The organism is Clavibacter lycopersici (genome assembly GCF_003576405.1).
Classification (GTDB): Bacteria; Actinomycetota; Actinomycetes; order Actinomycetales; family Microbacteriaceae; genus Clavibacter; species Clavibacter lycopersici.
This window is the reverse complement of record NZ_QWGT01000047.1, coordinates 1-14,734: the sequence shown is the minus strand read 5'-3', so window position 1 is coordinate 14,734 and position 14,734 is coordinate 1. Positions and strand designations below refer to the sequence as shown.

The window sequence follows — 14,734 nt, the reverse complement described above, 5'->3', positions numbered from 1 at the left end:
CGCGCCCGCCCCGTCGTCGCCGGATCCCGCGTCGTCGAGGCGCCAGCCCACGGCATCCGCGGCGACGGCGCCGGCGATGAGCGGGAGCCCGCCCGGCGCGATCACGGCGGCCCCGGCACCGGCCCGCCCGGCGCGGTAGGCCCGCACCCGGTCGAGCGTCGCCAGGTAGAAGGGCTGCGCCTGGCGCGCGTCGACCCGACGCGGATCCGCGGATCCGGCGATGTCGGCGTCGATCACGGCGTCGCCGCGCAGCACCACCTGGAGGCGCGCGCCGTCGGGCCCGCCGGGCTCGTGCACCAGCACGGCGAAGGATGCGACGCCGTCGGGTCCCCGCAGCGGCAGCGCCGCGACGATCGCCTCCGCGGCGACCGCCGGATCCGCGAGGGTGCGCCAGAGGTCCTCCACGACGCCCGCGGGAGCGCCGTCGGGGAGGATCACGACCGCGTGCGGCGTCACGACCGCGAGACCCGAGGATCCCGCGCCTGCGGGAGAGGAACGGTGGGAGCCCTCGCTCACGTCATGGGCTCCATCGAGGGTCGGCGCCCGGTCGGGCGGTCGGCGCCGGGCCTCGGGCGGCCGGACGCGCTGACTCACGATCCTACCGCGCGGACGTGCCCCGCCCGAGGGGTGCGACCACCGTCGGACAGCGACCCGCGACCGGCTCGCGGAGGGGCATCAGGACCGTCCGCGCGACCCCTCACCGCGGATCCGGTTGCCCGGTCACCCGGGGACTGCCATGCTCGGACGATGAGCACGTCGCAGCGCCCCTCCGCCCGCGGGCTCCCCGTCGACGCGATCTCCCGGTCCATCGTCGAGCAGCTGCGCGAGGACGGCCGCCGGTCGTACGCCGAGATCGGCAAGGCGGTGGGCCTCAGCGAGGCCGCCGTCCGCCAGCGCGTGCAGAAGCTCACCGACGGGGGCGTGATCCGCATCGTCGCGCTCACCGATCCGCAGCAGCTGGGGCTCACACGCCAGGCCATGATCGGCGTCACGGTGAGCGGCGACGTGCGCATGGTCGCCGACGCCCTCGCCGACATCCCCGCCGTCGACTACGTCGTCATGACGGCGGGCACCTTCGACCTCCTGGCCGAGGTCGTCTGCGAGGACGACGAGGAGCTCGTCGAGCTCCTGAACGCCCGCATCCGCGCGCTGGAGGGCGTCGTGAGCACGGAGACGTTCGTCTACCTCAAGGTCCACACGCAGGACGGGCACGGGCGCTCGCGGTGACGCCGGCGCCGTCCCCCGCCTCCTCCCCCGACACGACTCGGCGCCGTCCGTCCCCTGATCGCGCTCCTACCGGCGTGATCCGCGCCGCCCGCCGTACGTTCGCCGCATGACCCGCTCCCCCGCACCTGCCGCCCGCGCCGCCCTGCGCCCGCCCGTCTCCCCGCCGCGCGTCCGACGCCCCGGATCCCTCGGGCTCGACGCCGATGCGCGTCGTCCGCTCCCTCCCGCCCCTGCCCTCCTCCCCGCGGGTGCCGCGCTGCTCCGGGTCCCGTCCCCGGTGGGTCGGCTGGAGCTCGTCGGCGAGGGCGAGGAGCTGGTCGCGGTCTCCATCGCGACCGCGGGCGTCCTCCCGCTCGACCACCTGGACGACCGCCCGAGCCCCGTGCTCGCCGAGACCGCCCGGCAGCTGGACGAGCACTTCGCCGGCACCCGGCGGTCCTTCGACGTGCCCGTGCGGCTGCGGGGCACCCCGTTCCAGGTCGCGATCTGGGAGGCGCTCGCCCGGGTCCCATACGGCGGCGTCACCACCTACGGCGCCCTCGCGCAGGCCGCAGGCCGTCCCGGCGGCGCGCGTGCGGTGGGCGGCGCCGTCGGGGCCAACCGCCTGTGCATCCTGATCCCGTGCCATCGCGTCCTCGGGGCCGACGGCCGCGTCACGGGCTTCAGCGCGGGCGACGGCGTCGCCACCAAGGTGCAGCTGCTCGCGCTCGAGGGATCGGTGCTGTCATGACGCGCCTCTCGCTCGTGGTCGGCGAGGACGGCATAGCACGCTGCGCGTGGTCGTCCGCCGACCCCGAGTACCGCAGGTACCACGACGAGGAGTGGGGGCGTCCGCTGCACGGAGACCGGCCGCTCTTCGAGAAGCTGTGCCTGGAGGGCTTCCAGGCCGGGCTGTCGTGGATCACGATCCTCCGCAAGCGCCCGCGATTCCGCGAGGTCTTCCACGGCTTCGACATCGACGCGGTCGCCGCCATGGACGAGGACGACGTCGAGCGGCTCATGGGCGACGCCGGGATCATCCGCAACCGCGCCAAGATCCTCGCCGCGTCCGGCAACGCGCGCGCCGTACGGGCACTCGTCGACGAGCACGGGGACGGGGCCCTCGACCGCATGATCTGGGCGCACGCCTCCGATCCCCGGTCGCGACCCCGCCCGGCCACGGCCGACGAGATCCCCGCCGTCACCGCCGCGTCCACCGCGCTCAGCCGCGAGCTCAAGGCGCGCGGCCTGCGCTTCGTGGGCCCCACCACCGTCTACGCGCTCATGCAGTCCTCCGGGCTCGTCGACGACCACGTCGTCGGCTGCCACCGGGCCGCCTGACCGCTGTCCGTCCCGATCCCCGGCGGAGCCCGACGGTACCCGACGCTCAGTGCGGCGCGGCCACCAGGACCAGCTCGCCGGCTTCCCCGCGCCTCAGCTCGACGCCGGCCCCCGCCGCCCACTCGAGCAGCTCGGCCACCGACCCGAGGTCGCGGCCGGACAGGATCAGGGCCCGCACCAGCTCGCCCTTGGCCCGCTTGTTGAAGTGGTTGAGCGCGCGCACCGTGCCGTCCGCCCCGCGGGCGACGACGCGCACCACGGCGGAGTCCTCGTGGCCCGGCCGTGGCCCGAGGGCGGCGTACCCCTCGGAGCGGAGGTCGAGCACCAGGCCGGGCACCTCCTCGAGCACCCGGCGGACCGAGGCGACCCAGTGCGCCTTCATCCGGAGGCCGGGCACGCGGCTGTCGTGGGAGAGCCGGTATGCGGGGATCGGGTCGGTCGCCCGCACGGGTCCGAGGAGCGCGGAGTGCACGGCCACGTGGCGGCCGGCGAACGCGAGCTGCGCGGCGTCGAGCGTGTCGGCGCCCACGGGGTCGTAGAGCACGCCCGTGTAGCGCAGGAGGGCCGGCATGGTCGGCGAGGACTCGAGCACGCGGTTCCGCTCCACCTCGCCCGCCTGGCGCGGCCCGAGCTTGAGCGCGCGCGCCGCGGCCTCGGGATCCCGGGCGAGGTCGGCGACGGCGCGGACGACCGTGCGCCGCTCCTCCGTCAGCTCGGGGAACGCGAGCAGGTCGAGGTCGAGACGGGATCCGTCGGTCCCGCCGTCGCGCTTCGTCTCGGACGGGGGCAGCAGGACGAGCACGGGACCTCCGGGGGAAGGGGGACGGACGGGGACGGGGATGGAACCGCGTCCGGACGCACGAAGGCGGACGGCCCCCGAGGGGACCGCCCGCCATCGGACGGACGAGACGCTACGCGACCAGTGCGGCCTTGCGCGCGACCACGGTCACGTTGTCGTTCTCCACCGAGAGGAAGCCCTCGTCGGCGTCGGCCGTGATCACGGCGCCGCCGTCCTGCGTGATGCGGACGTTGCCGGTCGCGAGGATCGCCAGGAGCGGCTCGTGACCGGCCAGGATGCCGATCTCGCCCTCGCTGGTGCGCGCGACGACCATGGACGCCTGGCCCGACCAGACCTGCTGGTCGGCGGAGACCACGGTCACCGTGAGATCAGCGCGGGCCATGTCAGCCGTTCTCCTTCTGGATCTCGGACCAGCGGCGGTCGACGTCGTCGAGGTCGCCGACGTTGAAGAACGCCTGCTCGGCGACGTGGTCGTACTCGCCGTCGGCGATCTTCGAGAAGGACTCGATGGTGTTCTTCAGCGGCACCGTGGAGCCCTCGACGCCCGTGAACTTCTTCGCCATGTACGTGTTCTGCGAGAGGAACTGCTGGATGCGGCGCGCACGCGACACCGTGACCTTGTCCTCCTCGGAGAGCTCGTCGACGCCGAGGATCGCGATGATCTCCTGCAGCTCCTTGTTCTTCTGCAGGATCGCCTTGACGCGGGTGGCCGTGTCGTAGTGCGCCTGGCCCAGGTACCGCGGGTCGAGGATGCGGCTGGTGGACGTCAGCGGGTCGACGGCCGGGTAGAGACCGCGCGACGCGATCTCGCGGCTGAGCTCCGTGGTCGCGTCGAGGTGCGCGAACGTGGTGGCCGGTGCCGGGTCGGTGTAGTCGTCCGCGGGCACGTAGATGGCCTGCAGCGACGTGATGCTGTGGCCGCGGGTCGACGTGATGCGCTCCTGGAGCACGCCCATCTCGTCCGCGAGGTTCGGCTGGTAGCCCACAGCGGACGGCATGCGGCCGAGGAGCGTGGAGACCTCGGAGCCCGCCTGCGTGAACCGGAAGATGTTGTCGATGAAGAGCAGCACGTCCTGGTTCTTCACGTCGCGGAAGTACTCCGCCATCGTGAGCGCCGACAGGGCGACGCGCAGGCGCGTTCCCGGCGGCTCGTCCATCTGGCCGAAGACCAACGCGGTCTTGTCGAAGACGCCGGCCTCCTCCATCTCCATGATGAGGTCGTTGCCCTCACGCGTGCGCTCGCCGACGCCGGCGAAGACGGACACGCCGCCGTGGTCCTGCGCGACGCGCTGGATCATCTCCTGGATGAGGACGGTCTTGCCGACGCCCGCGCCGCCGAACAGGCCGATCTTGCCGCCCTGCACGTACGGGGTGAGGAGGTCGATGACCTTGATGCCGGTCTCGAACAGCTGCGTCTTGGACTCGAGCTGGTCGAACATCGGGGGCTTGCGGTGGATGGGCCAGCGCTCGGTGATCTCGATCGGCTCGCCACCCTCGTTGTTGAGGATGTCGCCGGTGACGTTGAAGACCTTGCCCTTGGTGACGTCGCCGACGGGCACCGAGATGGCGGCACCCGTGTCGCGCACCTCCTGGCCGCGGACGAGCCCGTCCGTGGGCTTCAGGGCGATGGCGCGCACGACGTCGTCGCCGAGGTGCAGCGCGATCTCGAGCGTGATCTCCGTCGACTCCTCGCCGATGGTGATCGTGGTCTTCAGGGCGTTGTAGACCGGGGGGATCGAGTCGTGCGGGAACTCGATGTCCACGACCGGGCCGGTGACGCGGACGATGCGTCCGACGCCGGCCACGCTGTCGCTGGCGACCGGCGCAGTGGCGGTGTCAGTCATTGATGTCTCTCTTCTTCATCCGTGGTGCGTGGGTTACTTGCTGGAGGCGAGCGCGTCCGCGCCGCCGACGATCTCGGAGATCTGCTGCGTGATCTCGGTCTGCCGTGCGTTGTTCCGCAGCCTGGTGTAGGTGGTCACGAGCTTGTCGGCGTTGTCGCTCGCCGACTTCATGGCCTTCTGGCGCGCGGCGTGCTCGGAGGCGGCCGACTGGAGCATCGCGTTGAAGATGCGGCTCTCGATGTAGACGGGCAGCAGCGCGTCGAGCACGTCGCCCACCTCGGGCTCGAACTCGTAGAGCGGCAGGACGGCTCCCTCTCCGGGCGCCTCCACCCCCTCCACGACCTCGAGCGGCAGCAGGCGGACGACCTCGGGCTTCTGCGTCGCGATCGACACGAAGCGGTTGAAGACGATGTGGATCTCGTCCACCCCGCCCTCGGACGCCGGCGTCACGAACTTCTCCACGAGCGCGTCGCCGATCGACTTCGCGGTCTCGAACTCGGGCTTCTCGGTGCTCCCGCTCCAGATGCGCTCCGAGGAGCGCTTGCGGAACTTGAAGTACCCGACGGACTTGCGGCCCACCAGGTAGTACACGATGTCCTTGCCCTGCGAGCGGAGGAGCGCGGCGAGCTGCTCCGACTCCTTCAGGACGCTGGAGCTGAACGCGCCGGCGAGGCCGCGGTCGGAGGCGAAGATGACGATCGCCGCCCGCTCCACCTTCTCGGGCTCGGTCGTGAGGATGTGGTCGACGTTGGAGAACGTCGCCACCGCCGAGACCGCGCGCGTGACGGCGCGGGAGTACGGCGCGGACGCCGCCATCCGCTGCTGCGCCTTCTGGATGCGCGACGCGGAGATCAGCTCCATCGCGCGGGTGATCTTCTTCGTCGTCTGCGCGGACTTGATCTTCTGCGTGTAGACCCGGAGTTGCGCTCCCATGAGTCTCCCTATCGGTCTCGGTCGGTGGCGGATCGGTGGGGCGAGCGCGTCAGCGCTTGCCCTTGACGATCTGCTCCTGGTTGACGTCCTCGGCCTTGGCGGGCTCGAACTTCTCGGATCCCACGGAGGCGAGCGGCTTGCCCTCGCCCGTCTGGAACTCGAGCTTGAACTGGTCCACGGCCTTGTCGAGCGCGTCGGTGATGTCGTCGGTGAGGACGTTCTTCTCCTTGAGCTGCGACAGGACCTCCGTGTTGCGGTGGAGGTGGTCGAGCAGCTCCCGCTCGAAGCGGAGGATGTCCTCGACGGGCACCTCGTCGAGCTTGCCCTTCGTGCCCGCCCAGATCGAGACGACCTGCTCCTCGATGGGGAACGGCGAGTACTGGGGCTGCTTGAGCAGCTCGGTGAGGCGCGCGCCGCGGGCGAGCTGGCGACGGCTGGCCGCGTCGAGGTCGGACGCGAAGATCGCGAACGCCTCGAGCGAGCGGTACTGCGCGAGCTCGAGCTTGAGCGTGCCGGAGACCTTCTTGATGCTCTTCACCTGGGCGTCGCCGCCGACGCGGGACACCGAGATGCCGACGTCGACCGCGGGACGCTGGTTCGCGTTGAACAGGTCGGACTGCAGGAAGATCTGACCGTCGGTGATGGAGATCACGTTGGTCGGGATGTACGCCGAGACGTCGTTCGCCTTCGTCTCGATGATGGGCAGGCCCGTCATCGATCCGGCGCCCAGCTCGTCCGAGAGCTTGGCGCAGCGCTCGAGCAGGCGGGAGTGCAGGTAGAACACGTCGCCGGGGTACGCCTCGCGTCCCGGCGGGCGGCGCAGGAGGAGCGAGACGGCGCGGTAGGCCTCGGCCTGCTTGGACAGGTCGTCGAAGATGATGAGGACGTGCTTGCCGCCGTACATCCAGTGCTGGCCGATGGCCGAGCCCGTGTAGGGGGCGAGGTACTTGAAGCCGGCGGGGTCGGACGCGGGGGACGCGACGATGGTCGTGTACTCCATGGCGCCGGCCTCCTCGAGGGCGCCGCGCACCGAGGCGATGGTGGAGCCCTTCTGTCCGATGGCGACGTAGATGCAGCGCACCTGCTTGTTCGTGTCGCCGGACTCCCAGTTGGCCTTCTGGTTGATGATCGTGTCGATCGCGATGGCCGTCTTGCCGGTCTGGCGGTCGCCGATGATGAGCTGGCGCTGGCCGCGGCCGATCGGGATCATGGCGTCGATGGCCTTGATGCCGGTCTGCATGGGCTCGTGCACGCTCTTGCGCTGCATCACGCCGGGGGCCTGGAGCTCGAGGGCGCGGCGCCCCTCGGTCGCGATCTCGCCCTGGCCGTCGATGGGGTTGCCCAGCGGGTCCACGACGCGGCCGAGGTAGCCGTCGCCGACGGGGACGGAGAGCACCTCGCCGGTGCGGCGCACCTCCATGCCCTCCTCGATGCCGGCGAACTCGCCGAGCACGATGACGCCGATCTCGCTCTCCTCCAGGTTCTGGGCGAGGCCCAGGGTCCCGTCGGCGAACGTGATGAGCTCGTTGGCCATGACGCCGGGCAGGCCCTGCACGTGGGCGATTCCGTCGCCCGCGTCGAGCACGTAGCCGACCTCGGTGGTCGAGGCCTTGCCGGGCTCGTAGGACTGCACGAAGTCCTTGAGCGCGTCCCGGATCTCGTCGGGGCTGATCGAAAGTTCTGCCATCTTCTTTCCCTTTGCATTCACGGAAGCCGACGGCTTCCGAGGTGACGCCCGCCGGTCAGGCGAACTGGAGTCTCAAATCGTTGATCCTGGTGGCGACGCTGCCGTCGATGACGTCGTCGCCGATCTGGACGCGGAGGCCGCCGACGAGGTCGCGGTCCACGACCTGGTTCAGCTCGACCCGCCGGGAGTACCGGCGGCTCAGTGCCTGCGCGAGTCGCTCCGACTGCTCGGGCGACAGGGGCGAGGCGACGCTGACCGTGGCGATGGTGAGGCCCGCCTGGTCGGCCACGAGGGTGGCGGCGTGACGCACGAGCTCGCCGATGCGGCGGCCGCGGGGCTGCTGCACGAGCTGCTCGACGATGACGACCGTCTGCTCCGATGCCCGGCCGTCGAGGAGACGGTGGACGAGCGTCGACTTGGCCGCGGGGTCGCCCAGCTTGTCGCCGAACGCGAGCTCGAGGCCGTCGTCGGTGGACACGGCGCGGCCGAACGTGAAGAGCTCGGACTCGACGGGCGTGCCCGCGGGTGCCGAGATCGCCACGGCGCGGATGCCGAGCTCCTCGATGCCGGCGAGCAGCTCGTCGTGCGACGACCACCGGCCGTCGACGACGGCGCGGAGGACGCGCAGCGCGGGCTCCTGCACGGTGGCGCCGAACACCCGGTCCACGATGCTGTGCTTGACCTCGGGCGCGATGCCGCTGTCCGCCATCGCGGAGAGCAGGTGCGTGGATCCGCCGATGGCGCGGCCGGCCCCGAGGAGCTGACCGGCCGTCGACAGGTCGACGCCCCCGAGCTCCGCGAGGACGCGGCGTGCCGAGTCCAGCGATGCGCGCGATGCACTCCCCATCAGCTGGCGGATCCCGTCCTGCCGGCGGCCTCGTTGGCCTCCAGGTCGGCGAGGAACCGGTCGACGAGCGCGGTGGAGCGCTGGTCGTCCGTGAGGCTCTGGCCGATGACGCCCGACGCGAGGTCGATCGCGAGCGATCCGACCTCGGAGCGGAGCGAGACGACCGCCTGCTGGCGCTCCGCCTCGATCTGCTGCGTGGCGCTCGCGGTGATCCGGGCGGCGTCGGCCGTGGCCTGCTCCTTGATCTCCGCGGCGATCGCCGTGGCGTCGACGCGGGCCTGCTCGCGGATGCGGCCGGCCTCGGCGCGCGCCTCGGCGAGCTGAGCGGTGAGCTCGGCCTTCGCGGCGTCGGCTTCCGCCTGCGCGCGCTCGGCCTTCTCGATGCCGCCGGCGATGGCCTCGGTGCGGCCGTCGAGCATGGCGTAGAGGCGCGGGAGCGCGTACTTCCAGATGACGACCAGGAGGACGACGAACACGACCGCCGACCACACGATGTCGTAGACCGCGGGGAGGAGGATGCTCGGCGTTTCTTCACCTGCCGCCATCACGTTGTGGGGCGAGATCATGCGCGGTCCTTACTGGAAGATGAAGTAGGTCGCGAGGCCGATGAGCGCGAGCGCCTCGGAGAACGCGATGCCGAGGAACATCGTGGTGCGCAGGCTGCCGGCCATCTCGGGCTGGCGGGCCATGGCCTCGACGGTCTTGCCCGCGACGATGCCGACACCGATGCCGGGGCCGATCGCTGCGAGGCCGTAGCCGACGGTCGCGATGTTGCCGTTGATCTCGGCGAGAATGATGGGGTCCACTGGGGTTTCCTTCCGGTTGGGTGATCTCGTTGGTCGACGAGATCGCTTAGTGCTCCTCCGCCACGGCCATCTGGATGTAGACGGCGGTGAGGAGGGCGAAGATGTAGGCCTGCAGGACGGCGACGAGCAGCTCGAAGAGCGTGAACGCGAATCCGAGGACGAGCGTGCCGGCGCCGAGGAACTTGAGCGCGCCCTGCGCCTCGAAGAGGAAGAACCACGTCGCGGAGAAGCAGAGCACCAGCAGGAGGTGGCCGACGAGCATGTTCATCAGGAGTCGGAGCGTGAGCGCGACCGGCCGGATGATGAAGGTCGAGAGGAACTCGATCGGCGTCAGCAGGATGTAGACGGGCTTCGGCGCTCCGGGCGGGAACAGGCTGTTCTTGAAGAAGCCCATCCCCCGGTCCTTGATGCCGGCGTAGATGAAGGTGACGTACGCCACGGCGGCCAGGAGCATCGGGAGTCCGATGACGGAGGTGCCCGCGATGTTGAGGAACGGGATCACGCCCGTGAGGTTCATGCCGAGGACCAGGAAGAAGATGGTCATCAGGATCGGCAGGAAGCGACGGCCGTCCTTCTTGCCGAGGATGTCCTCCGCGATGTTGACGCGGACGAAGTCGACGCCCATCTCCATGAGGTTCTGGCCGCGTCCGGGGACGAGGGCGAGCTTCCGGGTGCCGACGATGAAGAGGACCACGAGGATCGCCATCACCAGGAGCCTGATGAGCATGATGCGGTTGAGGTCGAACCCGGTGCCCTCGAAGAAGGCGATCGGCGGGAAGAACTCCGACAGCGTGGGAGCGTGGAACCCCTCACCCGAGTCTTCAGCGGCGAGGGTGATGATGCTGGGTGCAGCGGTGGCTAACAGCGCTATCTCCTGTTTCGGGGCGTGGAGCGCGAGCTCTCGCGGCGACGAACGGATGGGGTGAGAAGACGCCGGCGTGAGGTGGATCTGGGCACGGCCCGACGGGAATCGTCACGAGAGAGACTATCAACAATGAGGGTGCCCTGACTAATCGCGTCCGCCCTGCCGGCGGGGCGGGGGCGGGCGGCTACTGCCCGGGGAGCTGCGCGTCGCTGACGTAGCCGACGCGGGCCTTGGTGATCACGACCATGTCCATCACGAGGGTGCCCACGACGCCGACGATCACGGTGATGAAGAGCACGACCACGTTGATCCACGACTGCTCCTTGAGCACCATCGCGACCACGAGGAACACCACGAACTTCACGAGCCACGCGCCGAGGACGACCGAGAAGAACAGCGTCGGGTAGATCGGCGACGACTGGAACCGGTTCGCGAACAGGATGCTGCCGGCCGTGAGCCCGAGGAAGACGAGCGCCATGGCGCTGCCGATCACGGCGCTCAGGAGCCCGCGGCCGCCGTCGACCGCGAAGCCGACGATGCCGCCGACGACGGCGATGGCCAGGGCGAGCAGCGCTCCCCCGATGAGGATGCGCGTGAAGACGTCCTTCTTGGCGGGGCGCTGCGCGCGGGCGGGGGCGCTCGGGCTGTCGGTCATGTCGGCTCCTTGGCTGTCCCCGGGGGCGGGGCGTCGGTGGGGCGGGTCGCGATGGCTCCCGTGGCGAGGTCGGCGTGCTCGCGCTCGACGGCGTCGAGCTCGGACTCCGTGAGGCGTGCGAGGGGGCGGTCGGCCGCGGCCTCGTCGAGCGGGTCGTAGGCCGCGGCGTCGTCGGAGTCCGCGTCGGCGGGGACGAGCTGGGCGGCGGCCTCGAGGCGCTTGCGACGGCTGAGGGGGGCGAGGGTGACGACGGCGCAGACGATCATGCCGACCGCGATGAAGGCGACGCCCCACGCGTACGGCTGCACGACGAACATGAGCAGGCACCCGACGGACACGACGCCGGTCCACGCGTAGAAGATCAGCGTCGCGTGCAGCCGCGAGTGGCCCATGTCGAGCAGGCGGTGGTGCAGGTGCTTGCGGTCGGCGCTGAATGGCGACTTCCCGGCCTTGAGCCGCCGGAAGACGGCGAGGGCGAAGTCGAGCAGCGGCACGATGAGGATCGCGAAGGGCAGCAGGATCGGCAGGAACGCGGGCAGCAGCTGCGAGCGGCCGAAGGTCTCCGGGTTCGGGTCGATCTCGCCGGTGACGGCGATGGCGCTCGTGGCCATGAGGAGGCCGACGAGCAGCGCCCCCGCGTCGCCCATGAAGAGCTTCGCGGGGTGCCAGTTGAACGGGAGGAAGCCGAGGCACGCGCCGATGAGGATCGCGCTGATGAGCGACGCGAGGTTGAAGCGCTCGGTCTGGCCGGTGGCGGTGTCCGAGAGCAGGAAGCTGTAGAGGAAGAAGGCGCCGTTCGCGATGATGGCGACGCCCGCGACCAGGCCGTCGAGCCCGTCGATGAAGTTGACGGCGTTCATCACGAGGACGATCGCGAAGATCGTCAGCATGATCGACATCTGCGAGGAGCCGACCGTGAGGCCGCCGATGGGCAGCGAGGAGATCGCGACGCCCTGCCAGGCGAGGAGGCCCGCGGCGAGGATCTGGCCGGCGAGCTTGATCATCCAGTCGAGGTCGTAGATGTCGTCGAGGACGCCGATCACCACGATCATGAGCGCGGCACCGAGGATCGCGAAGACGGGGCCGGGCCGGTCGAACACCAGGCTGAACCAGGAGACCTGCGAGGCCACGGCGAACGCGACGAGGATGCCCGCGAACATCGCCACGCCGCCGAGCCGGGGCGTCGGCCGCGTGTGCACGTCGCGCGCGCGGATGGCCGGGTAGAGCTTGTAGCGGTAGCCGAGCTTCATGACGACCATCGACAGGACGAGCGTGATGACCGCCGACACGACCGCCATGGCGGCGTAGTAGGTCACCGGGGGTGCGCGGGCGGATCCGCGGGGGGCTCGGTCGCGGCGGGCGCGGCGGCGGGCTCGGTAGGCGTCTGCTCGGCGGGCTCGACGAACTCGGGGTACGTCGGGCCGGCGTCGGTCGCGGGCTCCGCGTCCACGGGCTCCGCGTCCGTCGGCTCCGCGGCGGGCGCGGCGGCGGGATCCGCGGGTCCCTCGACGCGCTCGGCGCCGCTCGCCGTGCCGCGCGGGGCCTCCGGCTCGTCGGGCGCCGGGTGCCGCTCGGGCTCCGCGGGCTGGTGCTCCGGCTCGGCGGGCGCGGCGACGACGGGCTCGAGCTCGTCGCCGATGAGCTGCTGGATCTGCGCGCGCGTGACGGCGCCCTCGCGCACGATGCGCACGCGGCCGCCCGCCTGGGTGACGCGCGATGCGTCGACGATGGTCGAGGCCGCTCCCCCGGCGGCGCCGCCGTCGAGGAACACGTCCACCGACCCGCCGAGCTGGTCGACGGCCTCCTGCGCGGTCGCGGCCGCGGGCTGACCCGTCCTGTTGGCGGACGAGACCGCGAGCGGGCCGGTCTCCGCGAGGAGCTCGAGCGCGTACGAGTTGGCGGGCATGCGCAGCGCGACGGTGCCGCGGGTCTCGCCGAGGTCCCAGACGAGGGAGGGCTGCGCCACGAGGATCACCGTGAGGCCGCCCGGCCAGAACTCGTCCACCAGGCGACGGACGACGTCGGGCACGAAGTCGGCGAGGGCGTCGAGCGTGGACTGCCCGGGGATGAGGACGGGCGGCGGGGCGTCGCGTCCGCGGCCCTTCGCGTCGAGCAGCCGCTGCACCGCCTCAGGGTTGAACGCGTCGGCGGCGATGCCGTAGACGGTGTCGGTGGGGATGACGACGACCTCGCCGCGGCCCACCGCCTGTCGGGCGAGTCTCATGCCGGTGAGGAGGTCGGTGTCGACTGAGCAGTCGTAGATGCGCGCCATGTCGTCGCTCATCGTAGCCGAGCGCGTGGCCGTGGCCCTGAGCGGTGGATCCGCGCCGCGCCGGCGCCCGCATACTGGGCGTCGTGACCTCCGCGCCCCCATCCCCCGGCCCCGACGGGCTCCTGTTCGTGTTCGACATGGACGACGTGCTGTACGACCACGACTGGCGCGGGCCGGCCGACCGGATCACGGCCGCGACCGGGTACGACCTCCCGGAGCTGCGCCGCCGCTGGTACAACGACGACGGCGAATGGGCGGCCGAGGCCGGGCGCTTCGACGCCGACTCCTACCTCGGCGCGTTCTGCGCCGCGGTGGGCGTGGAGATGGACGAGGAGGAGTGGGTGCGCCGGCGCCGCGCGTCGATGGTCGTGCGCCCGCAGGCGCTGGAGGCGGTAGCCCGGGCGCGCGAGGCCGGGCGGATCACGCTGCTCACCAACAACAACGCGCTCGCCGCCCGCCACCTCCCGGAGCTCGCGCCCGAGCTGGTGCCGCTGTTCGGCGTCGAGCACCTGCGGACCTCCAGCGGCTACGGCGCGCGCAAGCCCGATCCCGCCGTGTTCCGCGGGGTGCTCGCCGCGTACGGGCACCCGGCCGAGCGGACCTTCTTCGCCGACGACCGGGAGGACAACGTCGCGTCGGCGCGCGGCCTCGGCATCAGCGGGCACCACGTCCGCGGGGACGGCGACCTGCTGCCGGCCGTCGAGGCGTTCATCCGGCGGCACGCGCGCCGGGGCTGAGCCGCCGGGCCAGGGCCGTCGGGCTGACGCGGATCCGCGTCAGCGCAGCGCGGTCGTCGCGCGGTCGCGCCGCGTGAGGTCCTGGTGCGTCGCGGTGGCGCGCCAGCCGTCGGCCTCGAGGAGCGCGCGGATCGCGTCGCCCTGCAGCTCGCCGTGCTCGATCACGAGGGCGCCGCCCGGGTGCAGCAGCCGCCGCGCGGTCGTCGAGACGAGCCGCACGACGTCGAGGCCGTCCGCGCCGCCGTAGAGCGCGAGCGCGGGGTCGTGCAGGCGCACCTCGGGGTCGCGCGGGATCGCGTCCACCGGGATGTACGGCGGGTTCGAGACGACGACCGAGACCCGGCCGTCGAGCTCGGGGAACGCGTCGGCGAGGTCGCCGAGCACGAGGTCGACGTCGGGCGCGAGGCGCTCCACGTTGCGGGCCGTCCACGCGTGCGCCTCGGGCGACACCTCGATCGCGTGCACGCGCGCGTGCGGCACCTCGGTGGCGAGCGCGAGCGCGAGGGCGCCGGATCCCGTGCCGAGGTCGACCGCGACGGGCGCCTCGCCGGTCGCGGCACCCAGGGCGTCGATCGCGAGCTGCGCGACGTGCTCGGTCTCGGGCCGCGGCACGAAGACGCCCGGGCCCACGAGGAGCTCGAGCGAGCGGAAGTGGGCGACGCCCGTGATGTGCTGCAGCGGCTCGCGGCGGGCGCGGCGCGCGGCCAGCGCGAGGACGCGCTCGGCGTATGCGGCGGCCACG

General features: G+C 71.8%; 17 protein-coding genes and 1 pseudogene. 4 read left to right on the top strand and 14 right to left on the bottom strand.

Translation table 11 applies throughout. From position 1 onward, the window contains the following. A pseudogene (locus DZG00_RS05185) lies at positions 1–516 on the bottom strand (FHA domain-containing protein); the annotation flags it as partial. Positions 517–747: 231 nt separating this feature from the next. On the opposite strand from DZG00_RS05185, the gene DZG00_RS05180 reads away from it, so the two are divergent. The 3 genes from DZG00_RS05180 to DZG00_RS05170 all read left to right on the top strand — a co-directional run bounded on the left by DZG00_RS05180 (position 748) and on the right by DZG00_RS05170 (position 2,547). After that, positions 748–1,227 carry an Lrp/AsnC family transcriptional regulator gene (locus DZG00_RS05180; RefSeq protein WP_119381281.1) on the top strand — a complete coding sequence of 160 codons (480 nt, stop codon included), beginning with the start codon at positions 748–750 and terminating at the stop codon, positions 1,225–1,227. Positions 1,228–1,333: 106 nt separating this feature from the next. Further along, the gene (locus tag DZG00_RS05175; protein WP_119381280.1) at positions 1,334–1,957 is read left to right on the top strand and encodes a methylated-DNA--[protein]-cysteine S-methyltransferase; all 624 of its coding nucleotides are present in this window, start codon (positions 1,334–1,336) and stop codon (positions 1,955–1,957) included. After that, entirely contained in the window at positions 1,954–2,547 is a 594-nt protein-coding gene (locus DZG00_RS05170) for a DNA-3-methyladenine glycosylase I (protein ID WP_119381279.1), read from the top strand. The genes DZG00_RS05175 and DZG00_RS05170 overlap by 4 nt, the downstream gene beginning before the upstream one ends. A 46-nt stretch (positions 2,548–2,593) precedes the next feature. Here the strand turns inward: DZG00_RS05170 and yaaA are convergent, their stop codons facing one another. The 12 genes from yaaA to DZG00_RS05110 form a co-directional block, all read right to left on the bottom strand. After that, positions 2,594–3,349, bottom strand: coding sequence for a peroxide stress protein YaaA (yaaA, locus tag DZG00_RS05165; RefSeq protein WP_119381278.1), 756 nt, complete (start codon positions 3,347–3,349; stop codon positions 2,594–2,596). A gap of 109 nt (positions 3,350–3,458) precedes the next feature. After that, positions 3,459–3,728 carry a F0F1 ATP synthase subunit epsilon gene (locus DZG00_RS05160; protein ID WP_012037856.1) on the bottom strand — a complete coding sequence of 90 codons (270 nt, stop codon included), beginning with the start codon at positions 3,726–3,728 and terminating at the stop codon, positions 3,459–3,461. A 1-nt stretch (position 3,729) separates the two neighbouring features. Beyond that, complete coding sequence (gene atpD / locus DZG00_RS05155; protein WP_119381277.1) at positions 3,730–5,190, bottom strand: F0F1 ATP synthase subunit beta; 1,461 nt, start codon at positions 5,188–5,190, stop codon at positions 3,730–3,732. Positions 5,191–5,223: 33 nt separating this feature from the next. Further along, positions 5,224–6,123 carry a F0F1 ATP synthase subunit gamma gene (locus DZG00_RS05150; RefSeq protein WP_119381276.1) on the bottom strand — a complete coding sequence of 300 codons (900 nt, stop codon included), beginning with the start codon at positions 6,121–6,123 and terminating at the stop codon, positions 5,224–5,226. Positions 6,124–6,172: 49 nt separating this feature from the next. Continuing rightward, positions 6,173–7,810: a F0F1 ATP synthase subunit alpha gene (gene atpA, locus DZG00_RS05145; protein ID WP_119381275.1), complete on the bottom strand. Its 1,638-nt coding sequence runs from the start codon at positions 7,808–7,810 to the stop codon at positions 6,173–6,175. A 55-nt stretch (positions 7,811–7,865) separates the two neighbouring features. Continuing rightward, entirely contained in the window at positions 7,866–8,657 is a 792-nt protein-coding gene (locus DZG00_RS05140; RefSeq protein WP_119381274.1) for a F0F1 ATP synthase subunit delta, read from the bottom strand. Beyond that, positions 8,657–9,223 (bottom strand): F0F1 ATP synthase subunit B, encoded by a 567-nt coding sequence (locus DZG00_RS05135; protein WP_119381273.1) that lies wholly within the window; start codon positions 9,221–9,223, stop codon positions 8,657–8,659. The genes DZG00_RS05140 and DZG00_RS05135 overlap by 1 nt, the downstream gene beginning before the upstream one ends. A gap of 9 nt (positions 9,224–9,232) precedes the next feature. Further along, entirely contained in the window at positions 9,233–9,463 is a 231-nt protein-coding gene (locus DZG00_RS05130) for an ATP synthase F0 subunit C (protein WP_119381272.1), read from the bottom strand. A 46-nt stretch (positions 9,464–9,509) separates the two neighbouring features. Beyond that, positions 9,510–10,334, bottom strand: coding sequence for a F0F1 ATP synthase subunit A (gene atpB / locus DZG00_RS05125; RefSeq protein WP_511171560.1), 825 nt, complete (start codon positions 10,332–10,334; stop codon positions 9,510–9,512). 178 nt (positions 10,335–10,512) lie between these two features. Next, positions 10,513–10,983, bottom strand: a complete 471-nt coding sequence (locus DZG00_RS05120; protein WP_119381270.1) for a Cg1360 family ATP-synthase-associated protein — start codon at positions 10,981–10,983, stop codon at positions 10,513–10,515. After that, on the bottom strand, positions 10,980–12,299 hold the full coding sequence (locus tag DZG00_RS05115) for an MraY family glycosyltransferase (protein WP_119381269.1): 1,320 nt from the start codon (positions 12,297–12,299) through the stop codon (positions 10,980–10,982). Before DZG00_RS05115 ends, DZG00_RS05120 begins: the two co-directional genes overlap by 4 nt. Further along, positions 12,296–13,267: an L-threonylcarbamoyladenylate synthase gene (locus DZG00_RS05110; protein ID WP_233548835.1), complete on the bottom strand. Its 972-nt coding sequence runs from the start codon at positions 13,265–13,267 to the stop codon at positions 12,296–12,298. Before DZG00_RS05110 ends, DZG00_RS05115 begins: the two co-directional genes overlap by 4 nt. Before the next feature lie 71 nt (positions 13,268–13,338). On the opposite strand from DZG00_RS05110, the gene DZG00_RS05105 reads away from it, so the two are divergent. Then, positions 13,339–13,992 carry an HAD-IA family hydrolase gene (locus DZG00_RS05105; RefSeq protein WP_119381267.1) on the top strand — a complete coding sequence of 218 codons (654 nt, stop codon included), beginning with the start codon at positions 13,339–13,341 and terminating at the stop codon, positions 13,990–13,992. A 39-nt stretch (positions 13,993–14,031) separates the two neighbouring features. Here DZG00_RS05105 and prmC read toward each other — a convergent pair. After that, the coding region (gene prmC, locus DZG00_RS05100; protein ID WP_119455439.1) for a peptide chain release factor N(5)-glutamine methyltransferase at positions 14,032–14,734 on the bottom strand (703 nt) is incomplete at its 5' end.